Here is a 23,653-nt window from a genome sequence, read left to right as displayed (position 1 = left end):
TTTTTTATGGTTTCAGCTTTTCTAAATAGGTTACGGCATCCGAAAATGAATCTACGGGTACAATTTTCATATCACTGTTTATTTTTTTGGCTGTCTTCACTGCTTCTCGGTAGTTAGAGCCAGCAGCCCCTTTTTCATTTGGTGCAAAGAAAATCTCTGCTCCTTCTTTATCTGCGGCTACAATCTTTTGTGAAATACCTCCGATTGGTCCTACCTCTCCTTTATCATTGATAGTCCCTGTACCTGCAACGCGGTGGCCTTTTGTCATGTCCTCTTTAACAAGCTGATTATAGATTTCAAGTGAGAACATCAGTCCCGCTGAAGGCCCTCCTATTTTTTCAGTATCAATATGTATATCGGGCTTGACTTTTAATTCTTGGTTCGTTTCTAAGGCAATTCCTAGGCCTACTCGTTTCGGCTCGTCAGGAAATGCTTTAACTTTTAGAGTATATTTGCTTTCTTTGCCATCTCTTTTCACATAAATTGATACTGAATCTCCTGCTTTTTTAGTCGATACGTAGTTGATTAAGTCCTCAGCAGTTTGAATTTTTTTCTCATCTACTTTTGTCACGACATCTCCAACATGAAGTTTTCCATGTGCAGGCATATTTTCTACAACATATGTAACATATACGCCTTTATTGTGGTAGGAAACGCTCTTTCCAGCTGCTTCATATGCTACTGAAATAGCGGCATTTTTTGACGTATCCATCATATGTAATTGCCTTGTCGAGTAATCTTCATCGCTTTCACCCTGCTGCAAAATTTGCTTTGTAGGGAAAATTTCATGAAAGTCCTGTATTTTAGCAAGACCATATGAAAGAGGAGTTGCTCTGCCCATTCTTACAGTTGTAAGCATAAACGTCCCTTTTTCATGGTATCCATCTTCTACCTTAATAATAGGCGCAAGTTCTTCTGCCATTCCAGGCTTTGTAATGTAGTACGGCAATGGATAAAAACAAAGCATTGCCACCACTGCAATAACAGCCAAATATACCAAAATTCTAATTCTAGATTTCACTTTTTTTGTTCTCCTTCCAATGATCAATTGCTTGTAGAATAGAAGGCAACTGCTCATGTGCTGCTTGTTCACCAATTGACATCATTTCTTGAATGTTTGTAAATGCTCTGGAACTAAAAGTATCGAGATTAGGACGAATCATAACGTCTGAAGCAATAGTTCGATGAGCTACTAGCTCATCTTGCAAAATATCTAAACTTTGCATAATGACATCAAAAATGGAGCTGATTTCTGCATTCACTTTCGCTTTTGATACATCGACTCCAATGACAATATCAGATCCCATCTCTTTTACAACCGATACAGGAATACGATCCACTACCCCGCCGTCTACAAGCAATCGCCCATCAATTACTTCGGGAGCAAAGATTCCTGGAATTGAAATACTTGCTCTCACCGCTTCAGCGATAGGTCCTTTTTTAAACACCACTTTCTCTCCTGTTTTCAAATCTGTCGCTACAATGGCAAACGGTATAGATAACTGTTCAATGTTTCTATTTTGCGTAAAAGTGCGAACCAACGACTTTACTCTGTTGCCCGTAATAAATCCCATTTTTGGCACGGTAAAATCCAAATAATACTTTCGTTTGAACGTTAGCGCCATTTTATAAAGAGTTGCCAGTTCAATACCCGACGCATATAGTGCACCAACTAAAGCTCCCATGCTGCTGCCAGCTAGAAAATCAATAGGAATGTTATTTTCTGTTAGCGCTTTGATTACTCCTAAATGTGCAAAACCTCTAGCTCCACCTGAGCCTAACGCAACTCCTATTTTTGGGCTTTCCACTTTACCTGCCCCCTCGTTTTACCTTATAGACTTCTAAAAATGTAAAAACTTTTGATGAGCTTCTCTATCATTGTTGCCCTGTCTTCAATAGGACTATTCTTCATTTTCTATTTGTTCATTTTGTATGAAGCTAAAGATATGTTTTGCTCAATCAACGGTGGTTATTAAGCATTATACTATACTGAAGGTTGTTTTAAGAAATTCTTACTCTTCTCTTGCTGCGTATACGTTTTTTTACTCCTTGACTATTCTAGAAGTGCATTGATTTATGTATATGAATTGTATTTCCAAATGTGACAAGACGCCTTTTTATTCAGTATGAATTTATTTTCTCCTTACACATAGGCATAAAGTCGATGCATAGCTTCGTATATTGATATATAGAAGAACTTGTACATTTGCCTAAAACTCCTCATTTCATTCCTATCAAAATGAAGTGAGCTTAGAAAAGGAGATGAATCGTTCGTTGAATAAATCGATGGTGAAAACACTTCTGCTCGGGACGAGCGTAACACTTCTCGCTATTGCGCTTATTGTATATCCAAAAGAAGCGCTAGAAGGTTCAGTAAGAGGTCTCAACACATGGTGGAAGGTCGTCTTTCCTTCTCTGCTGCCCTTTTTTATTGTTTCAGAAATGCTTATTGGGTTTGGCGTAGTGAAGTTCATTGGGATCTTATTAGAGCCGTTTATGAGGCCTTTATTCCGAGTACCTGGAGTAGGGGGTTTTGCTTTAGCAATGGGCATGGCTTCTGGGTTTCCTTCAGGTGCAAAAATCACTTCCCGGCTGCGCCAAGAAAAACAGCTAACAGCTATTGAAGCTGAAAGACTCGTATCATTTACTAACTCATCTAACCCTATTTTTATTTTTGGAGCTGTGGCAGTTGGCTTTTTTCACAATCCAGCTGTCGGTATCATATTAGCTCTCTCTCATTACATAGGGAATATTTGTGTAGGACTGGTGATGCGGTTTTATGGATCAGCAAAACCTAAAGGACAAGTAATTCAAAAACCTTCTTTATCGTTAGCTTTTCACGAAATGCATAAAACGCGATTAAAAGATAAGCGTCCTATCGGGAAGCTTTTAGGAGATGCGGTTACTTCTGCAGTTCAATCTCTCTTAATGATTGGCGGTTTTATCATTTTATTTTCTGTATTAAACAAACTTTTATATGTGACTCATATCACGGCCGTTTTAAGCAGCGGTCTAGCTTATTTATTTTCCCTTTGTCATATAGGGACTGAGCTGAGCCTTCCCTTTATTTCGGGGCTTTTTGAAATTACGTTAGGAAGCCGCCTAGCAAGCGAAGCACCGGACACGCTGCTGTTTCATCAAATTATCATCGTTAGCTTTGTATTAGGCTTTAGCGGTTTCTCTGTTCAAGCACAAGTAGCTAGCATACTCGCCGAAACAGATATTCGATTTTTCCCGTTTTTTATTGCCCGAATTTTTCACGGCTGTTTTGCGGTAGTATTCACTATCTTTCTGTGGGGTCCTCTTCGGGAATCCATTACTACTTTTCAAGCATCTGAAGGAGCACTGCCGGTTTTTTCTCACTTGGAGTCCGTTACGATTCTATCGCAGTGGCTAAACGTGTACGGCCCGCTCCTAACGATTTTTACGCTGTGCTGCTATATTTATATATATTCAAAACGAGCGTTTCTTCATCGTTCCTAGTAAAAAAAGAACGTGACGTTTTCTTATCGGCAAAGAAAACGTCACGTTCTTTTTTATCTTATTTTTGAGACAGCTGCTCAAATTTTTCTGCAAGCGCTTCTCTAACAGGGGGAGGAACTAATTCAGAAATATTCCCGCCATATTTAGCTACCTCTTTTACAATACTAGAACTTAAAAACGAGTATTGATTATTTGTCATCATAAATAACGTTTCGATTTCTTTATCTAATACGCGATTTACAGATGTGATTTGCATTTCGTACTCAAAATCTGATACTGCACGCAAACCTCTTAAAATGGTCTTTGCCTGCTTTTCTTTTGCATACTCCATTAATAATCCGCTGTACGACTCTACTACCACATTAGGAAGTGATTTTGTTACTTCTTTCAGCAAAGCTACTCGCTCTTCCCCTGTAAATAGAGGACTTTTTGAGGAGTTATTTAAAACAACCACATAAATCGTATCAAATACATTTGCGCCTCGTTTAATAATATCAAAATGTCCATTCGTAACTGGATCAAAGCTTCCTGGACAAACAGCTATACTGCCCATACGTATCCCCTTTCTACATCTAACAGCTCATTGATTTATTCAACTGATTCTTCTTTCTTGTATGTATAAATAGAAACACCAATGATACCGTACGTTTCGCTTTTTATTTTTTCAAATAAACCAATCTCATTATCTAAATGTACATCATGAGAATGCTCCGCTACAATAATTCCTGTTTTTGTCAGAAGGTTTTCTTCACTTACCGTTTCGATAAGCGCTTTCAACTTTTGTGCTTTATACGGTGGGTCAAGCAAAAGTAAATCGACAGTCAGCTCCCTTTTCTTTATCGCTTTCAGTGCACGCTCTGCATCATTTCGATACACTTCAGCGCGGTCTTCTAACCGACAGGATGCTAAGTTTGCTTTAATCGTCTGAATCGCTTTGCCATCCCGATCCACAAAAATGACTTTATCTATTCCTCGACTTAGAGCTTCAATTCCCAAGCCACCGCTTCCACCGAACAAATCAAGAGCTGTTCCACCTTCAAAAAACGGTCCAATCATATTAAAAATAGCTTCTTTCACCTTATCTGTTGTAGGGCGGGTTGAGTATCCTGGAACCGCCTTTAACGCATGGCCTTTATATAAACCTGCTACTACTCTCATCCTTATCACTACCTTACTTTTACTTCCTTATTCTTCATTATCCTAACATATTTTGAATTACAAAGACTAGCAAAAATCCTCAATTTATTCAACGCTGTATGCATTCTGTGCAATAACCCAGCAGCTTGCTTTTATGCTGGACTTTTACGACCGTCTCCTTAGATACACCTATGCAGATCATTCGGCATTTCGTTCATAAAAGATTTCCTTTACTTTAATATGTCATCATAAACGTAAATTTACCCTTTTTCTCTGTCATGTTATCAGTCTTTTATATTTTAAAAAGTGAATTTCACGAGACAGGTATATGAACGTTTAAAACGGACATACTGACTAGTAACAACATCATCTAACCGATGTTGTTGCCAACCGCGGAGAAGACTTACGTTTCCCCATAAGTTCTTCCTCCGGTTTCTCCTCTCCCTTTGCCTTCATCAAGGTGCTTGTAATCGCAGAGGTGATTACACCCCTTTATTGAAGGGCCCTACAATGAGTAGTTGTAGGGATTTTTTTATTTACTCCTAAAATATTCAGTGATACATTAAACTACGTGAGTTTGCTTTTTTAATACATAGAGGGGGAAATACATATGATTCAGCGTTTTATTGAGCTCGGAGAAGGGTATTCAGATATTTATGAGCTGTTAGAGATTGTCAAAAGCAACAAACATCGTCTTGCCCATCTTATTATGCTGCGAACAGTAAAAGAAGATCGACAAGTAGCTTCTTTTGTCGCTGTCTTGCATCCAACAGCTGAAGGGAATTTCCAACCGCTTTACGTTTGCCGAGAAGGAATTGTTTTAAAACAAAACGACAGCAAGCGCGTTGAGTTATTTAAACGAGCAGCTGAGGAAGCGGGAAAAGAAATTGTGGTACTCGATGTCAAACCATCTACTACCTTTCCAGAAACAGCACTATACTATCAGCACCTTATTGGCATTTTGCGAATGAACCGCTTTATTCCGCCAATGCAATAACCTCATCCCTGCCTATTCGTTTGCTAAGGCCAAGTAAAATAAAAAAAGGAATGTACATTACATTCCTTTTTTGTTTAAATTCCTATCTTATAGTCATATTCCTTCGCTTTATCCGGCTTTGAATTTTCGAATTCTGTTTTTAAAAACGGCCGATAAGAAGGATCTACTTTCTTCACAAAAGGTAGAGACTGAAGTTTATGGATTGTTTTTTCAATGCCATCTTGGTTGCAATATAAGACAACATACTTTAATTCTTTAGATACGTAATGTACATTTCCGTACTTTCGCAATGCTTTTGCTTGCTTAACAGAATGCACATACGCCACAATTCCTTGACGTTCAACAAACATATTTAGTTCCCCTTTTGCATACGTTATATTGGTTTTCTTTATCATAAATTCTTTTATATGAAGTAGGTGCTTTATGTATGAATTTAGATGATATCTGGATGCTCTTTCTTACTCATTTTAACGAGCACAGAGCTATTGAACAAGTCATTTTCAAAAAAATAACAAATATACCCTTTTTGTATATAAACACATCAATTGAGCGTAGAAAAATAGATGAGCTTCTAGAAGCTTCATCTATTTTTGCTACATCCAATACAAATGCTACGTGGCGCTCAAGTTTTGTCAGAAGTCAGCATCTTACTTATGTCTATCAGCACAGGTTTTACGTTCCACAGCGTAAAATGGCCTGCTGCGGAAATTCCTGTGCTGATTGCGTTCGATTTATACAGTGAACGGCTTATGCGCTGCACCCGCAGCTTCCACCAGATCCGCAGCCACCGCCGCAGCTGCTTCCCGTATCAAAAAACGGATTTCCCGTCGGTACTTTAACATGCTCTGAAACAGCTTGACCAAGGATAACGCTAATTTCATCAAGCAGTTTTTGCAATTCATTTTCTGCTTTTTTGAACGCAGCGATTGTCGCATGTAAATCAACTTGACGCTTTACATCACGTACTTGTCTCGTAATGGTTTTATAGTCAGGATGATATTTTCCAAATCGCTGAACATCCTCATACTGTTCCTTTATTTTCACAAATTGAGCAATTAATGCCTGTGCATGTGAATCTTTATTTAATCTATATAAACATTGACGATAGTTCTCGGCTACGTCTGATTGTAACACCATGTTCGCTACGTGATCAGACTCGTCGAGTAATTCAACAGTTCTCATTGTTGTCAGCATGGCTGTGCACCTCCGTTTTTATCTTATCACGTTTTGGATCTAAAGAAAAAGAACTTGCTAAAACAGCTTACACTGATTTACTACAAGTTCTACTTTTTAACTATATAATTTCAACCGTAAAGGTATTCCTCACTTGATAACTTTCTTCTTTAGATTTCATCAGTTCAATCGTAACAGTATGAGATCCTTTTGGAAGATCACTTAAAACAAAGGCTGCTTGCTTCATTTCTTTAAATGGTTTTCCATCTACTGTGATTTGAAGGAATCCAGTCTCTGTTGAAAATGAAAACCCGCTTAGAATACATTCGACGTATACGTTCTGTCCTTTCACATGCTGGTGTACCATCAGTGAAGGTTTTGTATTCATTGCACCAAACGTTTCAGCTGCCCGCGGTTGAGAGGAAGTTTTAGTCTCAGGTTTTGGTTTATCATGGTTGCATCCTAGCAGAGAAACTACACATAAGGCCGTTGTTAATAGTAAGCGCATAATACCATTCCTTTATCATTCGTTTCTCCATAGTGTTTACAAACTCTTTATTTTTACTCATGACGTGCAAAAATCTCTGCATCGCTATGTATGCAGAGATCATTGATTTTTCATGGATTGAAACATATGAAACATCATGTTTGCCATTTGAATCGAATTCGAAAACTTTTCAACTTTATGAGGAATGGTTTGTTTGTAGTAGTGTTTGGATTCTAATTCAAATTTCTCCAGTTCTTCAGGATTCCTAGATAAACGCCGGTACCACATTGGCTGTTCACGAACGAAGTCGTTGAGTTTAGGACGAGACTGCATATACTCGTATATATCTTTTCTCATTACGTTTAATCTTTCCTAAAGCCAAATGGATTCCCTGGCCCGGAAGCTGCTCCTCCACCGGATGGCTTAGATGGCTGAAATTGTTGCAGTACTTGTTGAATATTCGAAATAGCGGAATTTACATTTGTGATATGATTTTGCATTTGATTCAAGTCCATGTTTTTCAGCGAGGATACGATTGTACCCATAATATCTTTTTTCTCCTCTGTGGTAGCAGCTGGTTCAGCCTTTTCACTTTCTTCTGAACGATATGCCTCCCACATTGGGTCTTCTGCACCGAATAAATACCAATCTTCATAAAGCTCTTTCCACGTTTTTTGCTGCTTTCGAACCTGTTCTACTAATTTGGGATGTGATTTTACAAATTGTTTAAATTCCACAACGGACGGATGAAGCTCTCGTTTGGTTTCCTTCACAGTCACTCACCTCATACTTAAATATAGCCTACTATATCTTAGAAAAAGAGAGCTCGTTTCGTGCGCCTATTTCAAAAATTTTTTATAGCTGTTTTTTTGAAGAAGCACGAACTGTGAACCAGTATGTAATGAAAATAGATAAAATGCTTAGCCAAAATGTAAAATAACCAATTTCAGACATATACGCATTGAGCATGCTGTATCTTGGCATCATAGAAAAAACGTAATCAATGATATCATTATGTACGGCCCATACAGCGGCAACCGCTACATGCCATAACTTAATCCGGTAAAACGGTACGTATAAAAGCCCTTGAAAAGCCATTGCTGCATGAGAAGCCATTAACATAAGCATCATCCAATCAATGTATCCTGTTAACACATAGACCAATACATTCATTATAACGGCCCAAATCCCGTATTTAAACAGCGTGACCATGGCTAAAGCTTCAAATAGTGAAAAATGTTTTCCGAGTAAAAGACCGATAAGTACGATAACAAAAAACAAGCTTGCCGTTGGACTATCAGGTACAAATAATAAAAACTTCTTAGGTGTTTCCGCTAATTGACTCCCATACCAAATATATCCGTAGATTGTTCCTAGTATATTTACAATCAGCAAAAGCGTTAAAAAACGCTTATCTTTTAAGGTATACCATAACCAAGCCATTCAGAAAGTCTCCTTTACATTTAATCTCTTCTTTATTATGTACAGTTTTTGGACAATAGCAAGCACCTATCTCATTGATATAAACCACAACATTAAATAAATTCAAAAAAAACCAGCCTTTTGGCTGGTTTTCATTATTCTTTTCCTAAGTTTCCGACAAACTCCGAGAGCGTTTTCAATTCTTTATCTGAACCTTTGAAAACACCTTTTGGCATATTGCCTTTACCATTTTTTGCGATATTGGCGATTTCTTCAGGAGATAAATCAATTCCTGTTAAAGCCGGAGCCGCAGGGCCTCCCTGTAAATTATCACCATGACAGGTCAAGCACGTTTGCTTTTGCATAATTTTGTAGCCTTCTGAATTTTTGTCAATCGCTACTTCTTCTCTAATTTTCCCTTGCTCTTCACGTGCTTTCCAATCTACCTGTGTCGCTGACTGCCACGTTAGGAAAAAGACTGCTGCTATAGCCAGAAGCATGAATCCTGTCGCAAACGGTCTCTTAGCCGGTCTTCTTTCTGGTCCGCGATCAATGAAAGGAGCAAGCATTAATGCGCCAAATGCAATCCCAGGAATAATAAATGCACCTATAATATTATATGGACCAGAAGCAAATGAATATTTAAGCAATTGATATAGGAACAAAAAATACCAGTCGGGAAGAGGCAAGTACCCCGTATCAGTCGGATCGGCAATACGTTCAAGCGGAGATGGATGAGCGATGGTTAAACATAAATAACCAATTAAAAAAACTGCTCCTACCATCCATTCTTTTAGTAAAAAGTTTGGCCAGAATGCTTCTGTTTTCCCTGGAAATTCAGAGTAATCTTTTGGAATATTGGGTTTTCGTTCTGCAGGAACACGTGAATCTCCAACAAACTTCATCCCTTTACCACGATGCATGTTCTCCCTCCTTTTTCTCACTGTTCTAGTGAAAGTACTAACAACGGAGTATGTGCTTGATGCATATGATGACTAGTGTGATTGACTAATTGAATAAAGCGTATAAACTTTTATAGTGGTCCTGAAATTCCTTGTTTACGAATCATTAAGAAGTGGGCACCCATTAAGCCAAGCAGGGCTCCGGGTAAAAAGAATACGTGAATGGCGAAAAAGCGAGTTAGTGTTTGAGCACCAACGATGTCTGGATGTCCTGAGAGTAATGTCTTCACTTGCTGGCCTATAATTGGTGTGGATTCAGCAATTTGCAAACCTACTTTCGTTGCAAATAGCGCTTTCATATCCCACGGCAACAAATAACCTGTAAAACCTAAACCTAACATAACAAAGAAAATTAACACACCCACAATCCAGTTTAACTCGCGGGGTTTTTTGTATGCTCCTTGGAAGAAAACACGAAGTGTATGTAAAAACATCATGACGATAACCAAACTTGCTCCCCAGTGATGCATACCTCGAACAATTTGTCCGAAAGCGACTTCATTTTGCAGATAATAAACGGATTCCCATGCATTTTTTATATCTGGTACATAATACATGGTCAAAAACATGCCTGATAAAATTTGAATAACGGTAACAAAAAACGTCAATCCACCAAAACAATACACAAATGCTGAAAAGTGATGTGCAGGATTTACGTGTTCTGGCACTTCATGATCGGCCACATCTCGCCATAAAGGAGTAATATCTAGCCGTTCATCCACCCAGTCATAGATTTTATTCAACATTTTCTATGCCCCTCCTTGTGGTTTGGCTTTTCCTAGATATAACGTACCGCCTTTTACCTTTTGAACGTATACATCTAACGGTCCCATCGGTGGTGTCCCCGGTACATTTTTACCGCTTTTTTCATACATTCCCCCATGACAAGGGCAGTAGAAACGATGTGGATAGTTTTTGTCACCAGCCCAGTTAACCGTACAGCCTAAATGCTTACAAATTGGTGACAGCGCGACGATTTCACCTTTATCAGTTTTGTACACCCAAGCCGATCTTGGTTCTTCTGATTTATGCCACGCATCCACTTGCTTGATTTTAAAATCGACACGTTTCGGCTCTTTTGTAATGTCTTTAACCTGCGCTACAGCTACTAAATCCTGACCCGCTTCTTTTTCCAAAATTGGATCTACTGCAAAGCGCACCATTGGCATTAACATTCCAGCAGCCATAAATCCCCCTACACCAGTGAGCGTATAGTTTAAAAACTGTCGTCTTGATACCCGATCACCCATGCTTTTCCCCCCTTTAAAAAAGTTCAGTCCAGAGAATTTTGGACACATGATGGACCATTCTATTAAACTAGGACATAATCATGATATATTAATATTTCTGGAAGGTCAATACAATAAAAACCTAAAACATGGAAATAATCTTTATTTTTCTAAATTTTTCGTCATTATTTTGTTTGCGCTTCCATTGCTTATTCTACAGCCTTTTTAAACACTCCATTTCTCTACAAAAATCGGCAGGAGCTGTTGGACTTGTTCATGTATGAGCGTATACTTATGCGAGTCGTCTATATGCTCAAGCGGTAAAGCAGGTATCCAAATGCAGTGAGCCCCTATTTCTTTCTCATACTGCAGCCAATCTCGGTCGCTAGTAAGCACAAAAAGATGTTTGACTTCATTGTCATTTATATGCTCATTCCAACGAAGTAATGTTTCATAAACAGCAGCTACTCCATCTTTTTTTAAGTATGTAAAACTAGGTGTTAAAATCACTCTTCCTTTAAATTGTCTCTCTAACTCTTCAGTAAGAGCAGTCGTATATTCACTCATAGATGCAGTAAGCTTTAAATCTTCTCCGAAATCAATAGGAATGAGTGGAACCAATACAGTATCAACATAACTTTTGGATTGTAAATACACATCCATTTCCTTCGCCTGCAGCTTCAACTTTCTTCTCCTCTCAGCAAGCTTGCTAAGGCTTGTCTTATTTATTTTTCAAACTGAATAAGGAGATAAAAAAAGAGATTGACCTTTTTCTAAGAAGCTAGCCAATCTCTCGTTTATCTACTGTACATAATGGTTATTTAAATATTCGCTTAAGCGCTGAAATTCCTCTTTATCATTTTCATCTAATGCTTTATCAATTAGTTCCATGATTTTTGATCGTTGAAATTTCTGAATAGATTCTTCCAATATTTGCTCAGCTAATACTCTGTCTTTTTCATTTGTTTGATTAGCTTTTGGCATATACGGATTGTCTTCCAGTACAGCCACATATTGAGGCGATGAATACAACGATCGGAAGTTTAATTGAATATAAATGTCTTCTTCTCGATTCAAACGAATATCATGAAATGATTTTTCTGCATCGGTTGTCATGATATTTTCTTTATAAAAACGAAATGGAGGGTCTTCCACACAGTGCGTAGACATCACCATCCCGCGAGGACAAAACTGTGCTTGCTCAACGAAGTGAACTCGTTTCATCAATTGATCATGGCTCATCAAATAATTTAAAATCCATACACATTCTCTGCGCTTCAGCTGATAATTCGTTAAAAACCAGCGAACAAATTCTTTTTTCTCGTTGACAGTAACAGGGGTCGTCATATTCTCACTTCCCTCCTCTGTGTTTAAACTCTCAGTTAAAACACCTTTTACAGTTATTTATTCCACACGGCAGCAATAAAATCCTCTGAACTATTATTTATTCTTCTAATTGAAATAATATGTCTTGAATTTCATCTACTGTTGGATCCATGGCTAATAAAGCTTGGAAAATCCCCTTCGCTTTCGAGCGCTGTCCTTCTTCTAATAAGAAATAGCCATACTCTTCTAAAAACGCATACTCTTCTTTAAAAACAGTATATGCAGATTCGTAGTATTTTAGCGCTTCTTCATAATTTTCTAATTCCTGATAAGCTTTTGCTAAATCCCATTCAAAATGAGGATCATGCTCATTATATTCTTTGGCATGCTCGATATTCTCTACTACATCTTCATATCTCTCTTGACTCATATAAAGTTTAGAGAGAGTTAAAATAGCTTCAATGTACCCTGGATCTAGTGCAATCGCTTGTTGAAACGCCGATTCAGCCTCTTCTTCTAGACCGCGCTTTAATGCTATTTTACCTTTAAAAAAGTAAAGTTCTTTTTGAAATTCATCCTGCGCAATACCTTCGTTGACAGCCACCGCAGCCTCTTCTAGCATCTCTTCATGTTCATATGACTTTGCTAAATATAAATAAAGAGAATGGTACTCACGGTCTAACTCTTTTAGTTCTGTAAACTTTTCAATAGCGGTCTGATAATGACCTGCTTGATACGCTGAAATCGCATATTCAAATAGTGTGTTAATCTCAAGCTTATCTTTTAACGCTTGATCAAAGTAAGGAAGCGCTTCTTCGAACTGGCCGATACCTGCTAGACTTTCAGCTAATCGCTGACGAAGATCCGTACCGTTAAATTCTTTTTCTGTTTTTAGCAGCGTTTGATAAAAAGGAATTGCCTTTTGATAAATTCCTTGACTGCTGTAAAATTCACCGAGCCCAAAATCGATAACCGGCTCATTTGGAAGCATTTTTTTCGCTTCCATTAACTTTTGCTCACTTACTTCACTAAGGCCTTGCATTTGATATAAGTCAGCTACAAGAAGCAGAGCTGGCACATAATTATCGTCTTCGCTGCTAATTTGATTTAAAATATGAATGGCTTCTTCTTCTTCTTCTAAATCAATGAGCATTTCAGCTTTTAATAAATACAGCTCGCCTTCTTCTGGGTATTTAGCGATGAGCTCGTCTATTAAAGGCAGCGCATCATTTACTAGTCCCCACTCCTGCAGCTGTTCAGCCATTAAAAACTTTTCTTCGTCTGTAGCTTTATCTTTCAATTCATGAATAAGGGCAAGACCTTTTTCAATTTCATTGGATTCTACGTAACCTATCGCGCGGTCTAGTTCTTTCACACACAATTCTCCTTTATTATTACATTCACTTTTTATATAAAAATAAAACGAATTAATTTTCTATTTTTCCAAACTCGAAGCAAGAACACATGCTTCTATACACAATGATAAAATAGTTTGAGCGTTTGTTCAACAAATCAATTTGAATACGCTTACATTTTTTTTAGGTAAAAACGAGATTGAGACATGAAACCTTCGTTCACCATCTCAATAAAAAATCCGAACGAGTTTGATTTTTCATCAACAATATCAATTCCTCGTTCGGATTTCCCTTCAACCAAAATACGTTTGTTCCAGCCTCTTCCTTATTGGCTTAGCTCATCAAGATCTTCAAAAAAAGTAGGGTAGGAGACGTGAATGGCATCGCTTCTCTTTAGCGTTACCTCTCCCGTTGCAATGGCTGCTGCGACCGCAAGCATCATTCCAATTCGATGATCTCCGTAGCTGTCTACTTCACCGCTTCGCAGGGCCGTCTTGCCTTCAATGATGAGGCCATCAGCTGTTGGCGTAACAGAGGCACCCAGCTTGCTTAGCTCGGTTGCAACCGTATCGATACGGTTCGTTTCTTTTACTTTTAGTTCTTCCGCATCTTTAATCACCGTTTTCCCAGTTGCCTGAGTCGCCAAAAGAGCGATTACCGGAATTTCATCAATTAAACGAGGAATTAAATCGCCCCCAATTTCAATCCCTTTCAACTGAGACGTTTCAATCGTCAAATCGCCAATAGGCTCTCCATTTTGAATACGTTCATTGGAAATTGTAAGGCGTGCACCCATTTGCTGAAGCACATCAATAATACCTGTTCTTGTAGGATTGAGTCCGACGTTTTTCAAAACGATTCGGCTGTTTGGAACAATGGCTCCTGCAACAAGAAAGAATGCAGCTGAAGAAATGTCTCCAGGGACGTACACATCCGTTCCGCGCAGGGATTGTCCCCCTTTAATACTTACAGTCGTTCCATCTACCTCTACGTCTACTCCAAATGCGCGAAGCATACGCTCGGTATGGTCGCGTGATGTAAAAGGCTCGGTTACTTTTGTTGTGCCTTCGGCATGAAGTCCCGCTAGTAAAATCGCCGATTTTACTTGTGCACTTGCTACAGGAGAATGGTAATGAATTGCTTTTAATGCTCCTCCTCTAGTAGATAAAGGCGTATATTGGCCATGCTCACGCCCATCAATCTTTGCACCCATAGAGCGCAGCGGCACCGTAACACGGCTCATTGGACGCTTGGCAATCGACTCATCTCCAATTAGAGACGTATGAAATGGCACACCGGCAAGAATCCCCAGCATTAAACGAGTAGTTGTTCCTGAATTTCCTACATCTAAGATGGAAGTAGGTTCACTTAATCCTTCGATACCTTTACCTTCCACTTCGACATACTCGCCTTCTCTTTTAATCGATACGCCCATCTTTTCAAAACAAGAGATAGTACTTAAGCAATCTTCACCTGCTAAAAAATGATTAATCGTAGTTTTCCCTTCTGCCATCGCTCCGAACATCACAGCTCTGTGAGAAATCGACTTATCCCCGGGAATAGAAATTTCTCCTTGAAGAGATGAAAGATTCGTTTTTAATGGTTTTCCACTCATTTCATTCACACCTTTCGTACATTAAGAAATAAACGTCTGATATTGATGCTGATGGAGACACGCTCTTGCCCGCTTTCTATCTTCCTCTGTTTGAAAGCTCAAACGTAATACTCCGTATATATCTTCTCGTGTTTCTAAAATTCGAATGTTTGTAATACTGATTTCATCTTCTGCTAAATAACCGGTTACTTCTGAGATAATACCCGGATAGTCAGGAACATCCACATAGAGATCATAAAAGGATGGAATCGCTCCTTTGGTTCGTACAGGAAGCTGATCTCTAAATTGTTTCGCTTGTGAAAAATATGTATAGATATCATTCGCATCTTTTCGTTCGATCATATTTCGCACGTCGTTCATTTCTTCAAGCCAGTGGTCAAACATTGAAAGAAGCGCATCCTGGTTATGAAGCAAAATATCTCTCCACATCGCTGGACTGCTTGAAGCAATACGTGTAATATCACGAAACCCTCCAGCCGCAAGCTGCGAAACTAGCTGATTGTCTTGTTGGTAATATTCTGCTTGATGAACAAGGCTTGCAGCAATAATATGTGGAAAATGGCTAATGACACCTGCTAATTTATCATGTTCTTTTGGTGACATTACAATAATTTTAGCTTTTGTACCACTTAGCAATTCCTTTAAGCTGTTTAAAGCCTCCGAAGAAGTAGAAGATGAAGGTGTTAATACATACATTGCATTTTCAAATAAATGAGCTTTAGAAGCAGCTACTCCGCTTTTATGAGACCCCGCCATTGGATGACCCCCGATAAACTCAATGCCTTTAGAAATAAGAGCCTCGGCTGTCTTCACTACTTCTTCTTTTGTACTTCCTACGTCTGTTACGATGACAGACTGTTTGAGCGTAAAATGTTCGAACTGTTTTAGCACTTCCGCTGCTTGGGTGACCGGAATGGCAATAACAATATAATCCGCTTGCTCAGCGCCTTGTTGCAAAGAAGAAGCCGCTTGGTCAATTACGCCTAGAGTTTTAGCGAGCTCCAGCTGCTCTTGATTAATGTCAAAACCTATTACATCAAGATGATGATGCGTCTTTTTTATATTAAGTGCAAGAGATCCTCCAATTAATCCTAGGCCTATAACAAAAACATTTTCTTTCACTTTCCTTCACCTCATTGTGCATATGAAGATGAGAGTGTGAAATCACACTCTCATCTTTTACTATATTAGGTATTAAGCTTTCGCCGTTTCTTGGTTAACAAACTGCTGAAGCAATTCAATGATTTGTTCATTTTGTTCTTTTGTTCCCACCGTAATACGAACGGAAGTTGGGAAGCCTAATGCATTCCCTGAACGAACGATAAATCCGCGCTCCAATAAAAATTGAAACACTTCATCGCCTTGACGGCCAAAATCAATTAGAACAAAATTAGTGAAAGAAGGATAATAGTTTAAGCCATTCTTATCACAGAAAGCATAGTACTGCTGCAAACCTGCTTCATTTTTCTTTTTGCACTCTTCAATGAACGCTTGGTCTTCAAGAGCAACGATTGCTGCTTTTTGAGCCATGCGGCTTGTATTAAAAGGTTCGCGAGCCGGCTCAATTTTTTGTAGCAATGATTCGTTTGCAATACCGTAACCAATACGCAAAGAAGCTAAGCCGTATGCTTTTGAAAATGTGCGAAGTACAATTAAGTTTTCGTATTCATTCAAAAGCTCTACCGTATTCGGATAGTCGGCTTGATCTGCTGCATACTCAAAATACGCTTCATCCATAACGATTAACGTATGCTTAGGAACTTGCTTCATAAAGGAAATTAACTCATCGCCCTTCACATACGTTCCCGTTGGGTTATTAGGACTGCATACCCATACAATTGTCGTATTTTCATCAATTGCACGAAGCATAGCATTTAAATCATGATCTCCGCCGCGCAGCGGTACTTCACGAATTTCTGCACCTTCAATTACGGCATTGTGCTTATATTGAGGAAATGATGGCGTTGGCATGACAGTGTTTGTATCAGCCGATAGTAAAGCTCGGCAAATAATTTGAATGACTTCATCAGACCCATTTCCAAAAATCAGCTGATCTTGATCTACACCTACGTGTTTTGCTACTGCTGCACGCAGTTCAGCTGCATAACCGTCTGGATAAAGCGCCATATTTTCAATTTCTGCAGCAATCGCCTCTTTTACTAAAGCAGAGCTGCCGTAAGGATTTTCATTGGATGCTAATTTTACAACGCGATCTAAATTAAATTCACGCTTCACTTCTTCAATTGGCTTACCTGGTTTATATGGAGATAAAGTTAGTAATTGTTCTTTTACTTTCACCGTGTTACACCTCGCATTTTTGTATAGGCGAAACGATGGATGCAACATACTCCTCAATTTGATTTAATCCGTCTCGGCGTGTATCCTTATTTAAAAGAACTTGTTCAAGCTGGCCAATTTTATTAACAATTGCACTTCCGATTACAATGCCGTCGCTGTGTTCTTTTAATACCTCTACTTGTTCGCTTGTTGAAATCCCAAAACCGACGGCAACCGGTATAGAAGCTGCTGCTTTCACATCTTCTAAAAAGGTGCCAATATCAGCCGGCAGCGTAGAGCGAACCCCAGTAACGCCTAAAGACGACACGCAGTATAAGAAGCCCGTTGCATCTGCAGCAATTTTTTGAATACGCTCTTTAGATGTAGGAGCAACCATTGAAATGTACGCAACTTCATTTTCAGCGGCAAGCTCCCGGATACGGCCACTTTCTTCGTACGGTAAATCCGGAATTAGCACTCCATCTATTTCATTTTCTCGCATTAACGCGAAAAAGGATTCTAAACCTAATTGTAACACAGGATTAAAATAGGTAAAGAGAATTACCGGTATTTTCACACCTTTTTTTCTCATCACCGATACAAGCTTAATAGCTTTTGAAATAGACATACCGCCAGATAAAGCTCTTTTGGACGCCTCTTGAATAATCGGACCATCTGCTAAAGGATCGGAATACGGTACGCCCAGCTCTAAAATAGAAGCACCTTGCTTTTGCAAAGACAAAGCAATCTCCACCGTTGCATCTTCATGAGGATCTCCTGCTGTAATAAATGGAATAAATAATGTTTCATGTTTAGGTAGTCTCGCTTCAAACGTATTCATGTTCTTCTTCCTTCCCTTCTAGCAAGTTTACTAATGTATGAACGTCCTTATCTCCTCGACCTGATAAGCAAATTAAAATGGTTTCTTCTTTCGTCATGCTTTTAGCCAGTTCAAATGCTTTTGCCAGCGCATGGGCGGATTCGATAGCCGGGATGATTCCCTCCGTTTTCGCCAGCAGCTGAAGAGCTTCGATTGATTCATCATCCGTTACACTTTCATATTCTACTCGTCCAATAGATGAAAGGTGAGAATGCTCTGGACCGATACCCGGATAATCCAAACCTGCTGAAATAGAATAAGGCTCTGTAATTTGACCATTTTCATCTTGAAGTAAATACGTGAGCGTTCCATGAATAACACCTTTTGTGCCTTTAGCCATTTTAGCAGCATGAAGAGCTGTATTTAGTCCTTTCCCCCCTGCTTCTACTCCAATCAAGCGTACATGTTCTTCTTTAATAAAATCATAAAACATACCGATTGCATTACTGCCGCCTCCGACGCATGCCACGACAGCATTCGGAAGTTTTCCTTCTACCGCTGTAAACTGTTCTTTTGCTTCTTCTCCAATAATTTTTTGGAAATCTCGAACCATTTTAGGATAAGGATGCGGTCCAATTGCCGAACCAATTAAGTAAAAATGATCTTCACAGTGTTGAACCCAGTAGCGGATCGCTTCATTTGTTGCATCTTTTAGCGTTTTTGTTCCAGAAGTTGCAGGAATGACTTCCGCGCCTAGAAGCTTCATGCGAAAGACGTTCAACGCCTGACGTTCAATATCTTCTTCTCCCATGAATACTTTACATTCCATTCCGAACTTTGCAGCTACTGTAGCTGTGGCTACCCCGTGCTGACCCGCTCCTGTTTCAGCAATAATTTTTGTTTTGCCCATCCGTTTAGCAAGTAAAATCTGTCCAATGGCATTGTTGATTTTGTGAGCACCCGTATGATTTAAGTCTTCACGTTTTAAATAAATTTTTGCCCCGCCGAGTGTTTCAGTAATATTATCAGCATATGTTAAAGCCGTTGGTCGCCCTGAGTAATTGACGAGTAAGGATAGATACTCATCTTTAAATGCCGGATCTTTCATTGCTTGATTCAAAGCTGCTTCTACTTCTTCAAGTGGTTTCATTAATGTTTCAGGTACGTATTTTCCGCCAAATTCACCAAAGCGGCCAAATTCATCAGGATGATTGTATGTCATAGTATGGATCTTCCTTTCAATCTCTATAATTTTTGTATAGTCCTTCGTTCCATTTGTTTCAATACCGCCAGAAATATCAATCGCCCCAGGCTTGTAGGGTAACAAGTTCTCAATGTTAAAAGCATTGATTCCTCCAGCAATAAAGCATTTTTTACCTAACTTTCGTGCAGCTGATTCATACTGAGGAACGAAGCTCCAATCAAAAGCGACGCCCGTTCCTCCGAATTGTTCTTTAACCTTGCTGTCAATTACATAACCGTCAGCTTCTTCATATACATGCATTTGCTGCAGCGTATCCTTATTGTGCGGGAGTGCTTTCCATACTTCATATCCACGCTGCTTTAACTCACGTACTTCAGCAGCTGTTTCTTGCCCGTGGCACTGAATCACATCTAAATTTGTCACGGAGGCAATTTCAAGTATTTGATCCACCGGTGTATTAACAAATACCCCTACTAGCGCGACTTGTTTTTTTATTTCATCCGTTACAAACTCATTTACTCGTTCAGGCTTTACATATCGTTTACTTTTAGGGTAGAAAATAAAGCCAATGTGAGTAGCAGCCGACTTTTCGATTAAAGCTATATCTTGTTTTGATCGAATACCGCAGTACTTAATAAGCATATTCACTTTCCCCAAACAGCTTTTTAATCGCTTTGGTTTGATTATCCTGTCTCATAAGCGATTCTCCTACTAAAATAGCTTTTGCTCCGGCTTCTTTTACGTAGGAAACATCATCGTATAAGTAAATGCCGCTTTCACTTACTAAAAGCTGATCTTTCGGCACGTGCTTAGCGATTTCTTTTGTCTGCTGCACGCTGGTTTCAAACGTATGAAGATTTCGATTATTAATCCCGATAATCTTCGGTGTAAATACAGCTAACAGCTGTTCAAGCGTTTCTAAAGAATGCACTTCTACTAAACAATCTAACTCTTTTTCAGCAGCTTGAAGATAAAGCTCTTGCAATTTTAATGGTTCAAGTGTTTCTCCGATGAGTAAAATAGCATCGGCACCGATTCTTGCACTTTCTTCCACTTGAATGGAATCAATGATGAAATCCTTACGAAGCACAGGAATAGAGACATGCTGTTTAATATCACTTAAAAACGTTCGGTGTCCTTGAAAATAGTGCTGATCCGTTAACACAGACAAAGCATCTGCTTTTCCTTCCTCGTAGGCTTTAGCAATTTCCACAGGCTGAAAATTCTCCTTTATTAATCCTTTGGAAGGAGAGGCTTTTTTTACTTCTGCAATAAGAGCCAGCTCTCGATTTGGATTTGATAAAGCTTCTAAAAATGATCGTTTTGTAACATTTTGCTGTTCGGGTAACTGTAGGTTTTGAATTTCTTCTTTTTTTGTTTCAATAATTTTATTGAGCATGTTCAACCACCTTTTTCGATTTCAATCGTTGTAATTGCGTGTATGCAGCACCTGATTCAATTGTTTCTAAAGCTACAGCTACTCCTTCTTCAAAAGTAGAAACGTTTCCGCTAACGTAAATAGCTGCAGCAGAGTTCAACACGACTGCATTTTTAGCAGTTACATTACTTTTATTTAAAAATAGCGATTCAATGAGCTCTGCACTCGATTTCGCGTCTTCTACCACCAAGTCTTCAAGCTTACCTCTCTGTAAGTGTACATCCTCTGGTGCAAGCGTATATTCTGTAATAACATTGTCTTGCACTTCTACAATATCCGTTACATCCGTGGCACTAATTTCATCCAAACCGTCCCTGCCCGCAACGAGAAGAACGTGGTTAGCTCCCAGTACAACAAGCGCTTCTGCTAATTTCCGTGCAAGCTCAATAGAGTAAACGCCAATTACTTGCTTTGTGCAATTAGTAGGGTTTGCTAACGGACCTAATGCATTAAAAACGGTTCTAAACCCTAATTCCTTTCGAGTAGCAGCAACGTGCTTCATAGCAGGGTGATAAAGCGGCGCAAATAAAAAGGACATGTTGAGGTCAGACACCGCATTTTTCACTTCTTTTTCATTTCCTTGAATCCATATATCCAGATGTTCTAACACGTCTGCACTTCCGCTTTTAGAAGACACCGCGCGATTCCCATGTTTCGCAACCTTTACTCCAGCAGCAGATGCCACAATCGCACTAGCCGTCGAAATATTAAACGTAGAGGCGCCGTCTCCTCCCGTACCGCACGTATCTACTACGTTTAATTCTTCTAGAGAAATAGCATTCATGTTGTTTTTCATACCCCGGACAAAACCAACAATTTCATCGACGGTTTCTCCTCGGTACGTTAAAATGGTTAGCACGCTAGCAATTTGAGCTGCCGGGACTTTACCGTTCATAATATCATTCATAATTTTTTCTGCTTCTTCCGCTGAAAGTGACTCGCCGCGCAAACACTTTTTCAACAATTCTTTAAACATATACATCCTCCTTTTTATCGTAGATGTCTTGAGCTAATTGAATTGTTTTAATTAAAGCGCTAGCTTTATTGCGGGTTTCTTTCCACTCAAGCTCCGGTTTTGAGTCAGCAACCACTCCTGCTCCAGCCTGTATATAAGCGGTTTGGTCTTTCAAAAGAATGGTACGAATTGCAATGCACGAATCAATGTTTCCATCAAATCCGAGATATGCTACGGTTCCTGCATATACATTTCGCGCAACTGGTTCAATTTCATTTAAGATTTGCATCGCCCGCACTTTTGGAGCGCCAGATACGGTACCCGCTGGAAATGCAGAAAGCAGCGCATCAATAGGATGTACTTTTTCATCTAGGCGTCCTGTCACTTTAGAAATCAAGTGCATGACGTGCGAAAAATTAACCTGCTGCATTAATACCGGCGTTTGGACACTTCCATACTGTGCAACTCGGCCGATGTCATTTCTTGCTAAGTCCACGAGCATATAGTGTTCTGCCCGCTCTTTTTCATCGTTAATTAAGTCTTCATACAAGCGCGCATCTTCTTCTGCATCTCTGCCGCGTCTTCTCGTTCCTGCAATTGGATGAATTTCTAAATGGCCGTTTTCAATTTGAATCAACCGCTCAGGGGAACTTCCGATCAATTCCACTCCCTTTACTTTCACGTAAAATAAATAAGGAGATGGATTAACTAATCGCAATACTCTGTAAATATCAAATCCAGCTACGGTCGTATCAATTTGAAATCTCTGCGACAATACGGCTTGAAAAACATCTCCGCTTTTAATGTATTCCTTAATTTTTTCCACATCTTGCACAAATTTATCTTTTTGGTATGACGATGTCACACCTTCAAAGCTAACTTCGCGCTGCTCGCTTTCAAACATCATCGGCTTTTCTTTCACCGTCTGCGCTATTCTTTCAACATATCGATTGATCTCTGCTAGAGCTTCATCATGTTTTTCTTTTTTCTGCTGTTCTTTATCTTGCTCATCAAGCTGAATGTAGTGAATCACCATAAGCTCTTTTGTTTGGTGATTGTAAGCGAGCATCGTTTGACAATAGATAAAGTGAAAAGTAGGCATGTTCAAATCGTTTTGGGCATGTACGTTTACTTTTTCAATTTGCGATACTGCGTCGTAGCTGATAAATCCTACTGCTCCTCCTTTAAAAGGAAGTGCAAGGTCTGGTACTTTCACTTTCAGCTCTTGCTGAATTTTACAAAATACCTCTTTAAAGCTGTCTCCTTGCAGCACAGGTTGAAGCTGCTTGTTTTTTGCTAGATAGGTTCCGTTCTCTTCTTCTACATACAAAAACGGATTCAAGCCAATAAAAGAATAATTGGACCATGGTGATGATTCATCATTGCTTTCAAGCAAATATACAGCTTCATCTTTTACTTGCTGAAAAAGATCAACAGGTGTCATGCTATCGATAAATATTTTTTTTATGATTGGAATGGTTAAATACTTTGTAGAGTCTTCTAAAAAAGAAGTATACGTGTTCGTCATATCTTTCAATCCTCCATTTCATGGAGAATGAGAATAGATGAGGTTATATAAAAGAGGATATAATAAATAAACCCAAAGACACATCAAAAATGGGCCTTTGGGTATACGAATGGTAAAATTCACTCAACTAAACTCTGCTCAACTGTCTCATTCTCGTCTACCCTAATCTCAACTAAACTGTCTATTTTTTTCTCATAACTAAAATCTCTAAACTAACTTGTTACCAATTGTAGTACGTTTCAAAT

Annotated in this window: 27 protein-coding genes and 1 pseudogene; 3 read left to right on the top strand and 25 right to left on the bottom strand. The window is 39.0% G+C overall.

What is annotated here, in order from left to right; translation table 11 throughout:
* Positions 1-4 precede the first annotated feature (4 nt).
* Complete coding sequence (locus ACRPLQ_RS01105; protein ID WP_432235635.1) at positions 5-1,021, bottom strand: SepM family pheromone-processing serine protease; 1,017 nt, start codon at positions 1,019-1,021, stop codon at positions 5-7.
* A complete protein-coding gene (locus tag ACRPLQ_RS01100; protein WP_028411486.1) occupies positions 1,011-1,808 on the bottom strand; it encodes a patatin-like phospholipase family protein in 798 nt (265 codons plus the stop codon). The genes ACRPLQ_RS01105 and ACRPLQ_RS01100 overlap by 11 nt, the downstream gene beginning before the upstream one ends.
* 466 nt (positions 1,809-2,274) lie before the next feature.
* On the opposite strand from ACRPLQ_RS01100, the gene ylbJ reads away from it, so the two are divergent.
* Positions 2,275-3,483, top strand: a complete 1,209-nt coding sequence (gene ylbJ, locus ACRPLQ_RS01095; protein WP_328233754.1) for a sporulation integral membrane protein YlbJ — start codon at positions 2,275-2,277, stop codon at positions 3,481-3,483.
* Positions 3,484-3,541: 58 nt separating this feature from the next.
* On the opposite strand, the gene coaD is transcribed toward ylbJ, so the two are convergent.
* Positions 3,542-4,036 carry a pantetheine-phosphate adenylyltransferase gene (coaD, locus tag ACRPLQ_RS01090; protein WP_013058982.1) on the bottom strand — a complete coding sequence of 165 codons (495 nt, stop codon included), beginning with the start codon at positions 4,034-4,036 and terminating at the stop codon, positions 3,542-3,544.
* 35 nt (positions 4,037-4,071) lie between these two features.
* Positions 4,072-4,641, bottom strand: coding sequence for a 16S rRNA (guanine(966)-N(2))-methyltransferase RsmD (gene rsmD / locus ACRPLQ_RS01085; protein ID WP_099331259.1), 570 nt, complete (start codon positions 4,639-4,641; stop codon positions 4,072-4,074).
* A 589-nt stretch (positions 4,642-5,230) separates the two neighbouring features.
* Between rsmD and ACRPLQ_RS01080 the strand changes: the two genes are divergently transcribed.
* A complete protein-coding gene (locus ACRPLQ_RS01080) occupies positions 5,231-5,617 on the top strand; it encodes a DUF7147 family protein (RefSeq protein WP_013084871.1) in 387 nt (128 codons plus the stop codon).
* Between the two features lie 74 nt (positions 5,618-5,691).
* Here the strand turns inward: ACRPLQ_RS01080 and ACRPLQ_RS01075 are convergent, their stop codons facing one another.
* A complete protein-coding gene (locus ACRPLQ_RS01075) occupies positions 5,692-5,967 on the bottom strand; it encodes a YlbG family protein (protein WP_013058985.1) in 276 nt (91 codons plus the stop codon).
* A gap of 77 nt (positions 5,968-6,044) precedes the next feature.
* Between ACRPLQ_RS01075 and ACRPLQ_RS01070 the strand changes: the two genes are divergently transcribed.
* Positions 6,045-6,359: a hypothetical protein gene (locus ACRPLQ_RS01070; RefSeq protein ID WP_033579757.1), complete on the top strand. Its 315-nt coding sequence runs from the start codon at positions 6,045-6,047 to the stop codon at positions 6,357-6,359.
* Between the two features lie 5 nt (positions 6,360-6,364).
* Here ACRPLQ_RS01070 and ACRPLQ_RS01065 read toward each other — a convergent pair whose 3' ends face one another.
* The 20 genes and pseudogenes from ACRPLQ_RS01065 to trpE form a co-directional block, all read right to left on the bottom strand.
* Positions 6,365-6,811, bottom strand: a complete 447-nt coding sequence (locus ACRPLQ_RS01065) for a YlbF family regulator (RefSeq protein ID WP_028411490.1) — start codon at positions 6,809-6,811, stop codon at positions 6,365-6,367.
* Between the two features lie 100 nt (positions 6,812-6,911).
* On the bottom strand, positions 6,912-7,298 hold the full coding sequence (locus ACRPLQ_RS01060; RefSeq protein WP_432235634.1) for a hypothetical protein: 387 nt from the start codon (positions 7,296-7,298) through the stop codon (positions 6,912-6,914).
* Positions 7,299-7,397: 99 nt separating this feature from the next.
* Entirely contained in the window at positions 7,398-7,634 is a 237-nt protein-coding gene (locus ACRPLQ_RS01055; protein ID WP_013058988.1) for a YlbE-like family protein, read from the bottom strand.
* A 5-nt stretch (positions 7,635-7,639) separates the two neighbouring features.
* Entirely contained in the window at positions 7,640-8,050 is a 411-nt protein-coding gene (locus ACRPLQ_RS01050; protein WP_034270859.1) for a YlbD family protein, read from the bottom strand.
* 82 nt (positions 8,051-8,132) lie between these two features.
* A complete protein-coding gene (locus ACRPLQ_RS01045) occupies positions 8,133-8,720 on the bottom strand; it encodes a DUF1405 domain-containing protein (RefSeq protein ID WP_028411492.1) in 588 nt (195 codons plus the stop codon).
* A 134-nt stretch (positions 8,721-8,854) separates the two neighbouring features.
* Complete coding sequence (locus tag ACRPLQ_RS01040; protein WP_028411493.1) at positions 8,855-9,622, bottom strand: menaquinol-cytochrome c reductase cytochrome b/c subunit; 768 nt, start codon at positions 9,620-9,622, stop codon at positions 8,855-8,857.
* A 110-nt stretch (positions 9,623-9,732) separates the two neighbouring features.
* A complete protein-coding gene (gene qcrB, locus ACRPLQ_RS01035) occupies positions 9,733-10,407 on the bottom strand; it encodes a menaquinol-cytochrome c reductase cytochrome b subunit (RefSeq protein WP_013058992.1) in 675 nt (224 codons plus the stop codon).
* A 3-nt stretch (positions 10,408-10,410) separates the two neighbouring features.
* Positions 10,411-10,911 carry a ubiquinol-cytochrome c reductase iron-sulfur subunit gene (locus ACRPLQ_RS01030; RefSeq protein WP_013058993.1) on the bottom strand — a complete coding sequence of 167 codons (501 nt, stop codon included), beginning with the start codon at positions 10,909-10,911 and terminating at the stop codon, positions 10,411-10,413.
* A 204-nt stretch (positions 10,912-11,115) separates the two neighbouring features.
* Entirely contained in the window at positions 11,116-11,574 is a 459-nt protein-coding gene (locus ACRPLQ_RS01025) for a YpiF family protein (RefSeq protein ID WP_028411494.1), read from the bottom strand.
* A gap of 117 nt (positions 11,575-11,691) precedes the next feature.
* Positions 11,692-12,237 carry a ReoY family proteolytic degradation factor gene (locus ACRPLQ_RS01020; protein WP_013058996.1) on the bottom strand — a complete coding sequence of 182 codons (546 nt, stop codon included), beginning with the start codon at positions 12,235-12,237 and terminating at the stop codon, positions 11,692-11,694.
* A 97-nt stretch (positions 12,238-12,334) separates the two neighbouring features.
* Complete coding sequence (locus ACRPLQ_RS01015; protein WP_028411495.1) at positions 12,335-13,591, bottom strand: tetratricopeptide repeat protein; 1,257 nt, start codon at positions 13,589-13,591, stop codon at positions 12,335-12,337.
* A 305-nt stretch (positions 13,592-13,896) separates the two neighbouring features.
* A complete protein-coding gene (aroA, locus tag ACRPLQ_RS01010; protein ID WP_432235633.1) occupies positions 13,897-15,186 on the bottom strand; it encodes a 3-phosphoshikimate 1-carboxyvinyltransferase in 1,290 nt (429 codons plus the stop codon).
* Between the two features lie 21 nt (positions 15,187-15,207).
* Positions 15,208-16,308 (bottom strand): prephenate dehydrogenase, encoded by a 1,101-nt coding sequence (locus ACRPLQ_RS01005; protein WP_028411498.1) that lies wholly within the window; start codon positions 16,306-16,308, stop codon positions 15,208-15,210.
* A 72-nt stretch (positions 16,309-16,380) separates the two neighbouring features.
* Entirely contained in the window at positions 16,381-17,484 is a 1,104-nt protein-coding gene (gene hisC, locus ACRPLQ_RS01000) for a histidinol-phosphate transaminase (RefSeq protein WP_028411499.1), read from the bottom strand.
* A gap of 4 nt (positions 17,485-17,488) precedes the next feature.
* Entirely contained in the window at positions 17,489-18,304 is an 816-nt protein-coding gene (trpA, locus tag ACRPLQ_RS00995) for a tryptophan synthase subunit alpha (protein ID WP_013084883.1), read from the bottom strand.
* Positions 18,291-19,505 carry a tryptophan synthase subunit beta gene (gene trpB, locus ACRPLQ_RS00990; protein ID WP_028411500.1) on the bottom strand — a complete coding sequence of 405 codons (1,215 nt, stop codon included), beginning with the start codon at positions 19,503-19,505 and terminating at the stop codon, positions 18,291-18,293. The genes trpA and trpB overlap by 14 nt, the downstream gene beginning before the upstream one ends.
* A gap of 30 nt (positions 19,506-19,535) precedes the next feature.
* Positions 19,536-20,129, bottom strand: a pseudogene (locus ACRPLQ_RS00985) (phosphoribosylanthranilate isomerase); the annotation flags it as partial.
* The gene (gene trpC / locus ACRPLQ_RS00980) at positions 20,119-20,886 is read right to left on the bottom strand and encodes an indole-3-glycerol phosphate synthase TrpC (protein WP_367077798.1); all 768 of its coding nucleotides are present in this window, start codon (positions 20,884-20,886) and stop codon (positions 20,119-20,121) included. The pseudogene ACRPLQ_RS00985 and the gene trpC, both read right to left, overlap by 11 nt.
* The gene (gene trpD, locus ACRPLQ_RS00975) at positions 20,876-21,901 is read right to left on the bottom strand and encodes an anthranilate phosphoribosyltransferase (RefSeq protein WP_028411502.1); all 1,026 of its coding nucleotides are present in this window, start codon (positions 21,899-21,901) and stop codon (positions 20,876-20,878) included. Before trpD ends, trpC begins: the two co-directional genes overlap by 11 nt.
* The gene (trpE, locus tag ACRPLQ_RS00970) at positions 21,894-23,408 is read right to left on the bottom strand and encodes an anthranilate synthase component I (protein WP_028411503.1); all 1,515 of its coding nucleotides are present in this window, start codon (positions 23,406-23,408) and stop codon (positions 21,894-21,896) included. The genes trpD and trpE overlap by 8 nt, the downstream gene beginning before the upstream one ends.
* Positions 23,409-23,653 lie beyond the last annotated feature (245 nt).

Origin of the sequence: Priestia sp. TRN 1309 (assembly GCF_050846875.1) — a bacterium.
In the GTDB taxonomy this organism is placed as follows: domain Bacteria; phylum Bacillota; class Bacilli; order Bacillales; family Bacillaceae_H; genus Priestia; species Priestia zanthoxyli.
This window is presented reverse-complemented; position numbering and strand designations above follow the sequence as displayed.

Bases quoted from the DNA above. Each gene is read 5' to 3' on its own strand.
- coaD (WP_013058982.1), bottom strand. From the start codon at position 4,036: ATGGGCAGTATAGCTGTTTGTCCAGGAAGCTTTGATCCAGTTACGAAT.
- rsmD (WP_099331259.1), bottom strand. From the start codon at position 4,641: ATGAGAGTAGTAGCAGGTTTATATAAAGGCCATGCGTTAAAGGCGGTT.
- ACRPLQ_RS01080 (WP_013084871.1), top strand. From the start codon at position 5,231: ATGATTCAGCGTTTTATTGAGCTCGGAGAAGGGTATTCAGATATTTAT.
- ACRPLQ_RS01075 (WP_013058985.1), bottom strand. From the start codon at position 5,967: ATGTTTGTTGAACGTCAAGGAATTGTGGCGTATGTGCATTCTGTTAAG.
- ACRPLQ_RS01070 (WP_033579757.1), top strand. From the start codon at position 6,045: ATGAATTTAGATGATATCTGGATGCTCTTTCTTACTCATTTTAACGAG.
- ACRPLQ_RS01065 (WP_028411490.1), bottom strand. From the start codon at position 6,811: ATGCTGACAACAATGAGAACTGTTGAATTACTCGACGAGTCTGATCAC.
- ACRPLQ_RS01060 (WP_432235634.1), bottom strand. From the start codon at position 7,298: ATGCGCTTACTATTAACAACGGCCTTATGTGTAGTTTCTCTGCTAGGA.
- ACRPLQ_RS01055 (WP_013058988.1), bottom strand. From the start codon at position 7,634: ATGAGAAAAGATATATACGAGTATATGCAGTCTCGTCCTAAACTCAAC.
- ACRPLQ_RS01045 (WP_028411492.1), bottom strand. From the start codon at position 8,720: ATGGCTTGGTTATGGTATACCTTAAAAGATAAGCGTTTTTTAACGCTT.
- ACRPLQ_RS01040 (WP_028411493.1), bottom strand. From the start codon at position 9,622: ATGCATCGTGGTAAAGGGATGAAGTTTGTTGGAGATTCACGTGTTCCT.
- qcrB (WP_013058992.1), bottom strand. From the start codon at position 10,407: ATGTTGAATAAAATCTATGACTGGGTGGATGAACGGCTAGATATTACT.
- ACRPLQ_RS01030 (WP_013058993.1), bottom strand. From the start codon at position 10,911: ATGGGTGATCGGGTATCAAGACGACAGTTTTTAAACTATACGCTCACT.
- ACRPLQ_RS01020 (WP_013058996.1), bottom strand. From the start codon at position 12,237: ATGACGACCCCTGTTACTGTCAACGAGAAAAAAGAATTTGTTCGCTGG.
- aroA (WP_432235633.1), bottom strand. From the start codon at position 15,186: ATGAGTGGAAAACCATTAAAAACGAATCTTTCATCTCTTCAAGGAGAA.
- trpA (WP_013084883.1), bottom strand. From the start codon at position 18,304: ATGAATACGTTTGAAGCGAGACTACCTAAACATGAAACATTATTTATT.
- trpB (WP_028411500.1), bottom strand. From the start codon at position 19,505: ATGACATACAATCATCCTGATGAATTTGGCCGCTTTGGTGAATTTGGC.
- trpC (WP_367077798.1), bottom strand. From the start codon at position 20,886: ATGCTCAATAAAATTATTGAAACAAAAAAAGAAGAAATTCAAAACCTA.
- trpD (WP_028411502.1), bottom strand. From the start codon at position 21,901: ATGTTTAAAGAATTGTTGAAAAAGTGTTTGCGCGGCGAGTCACTTTCA.
- trpE (WP_028411503.1), bottom strand. From the start codon at position 23,408: ATGACGAACACGTATACTTCTTTTTTAGAAGACTCTACAAAGTATTTA.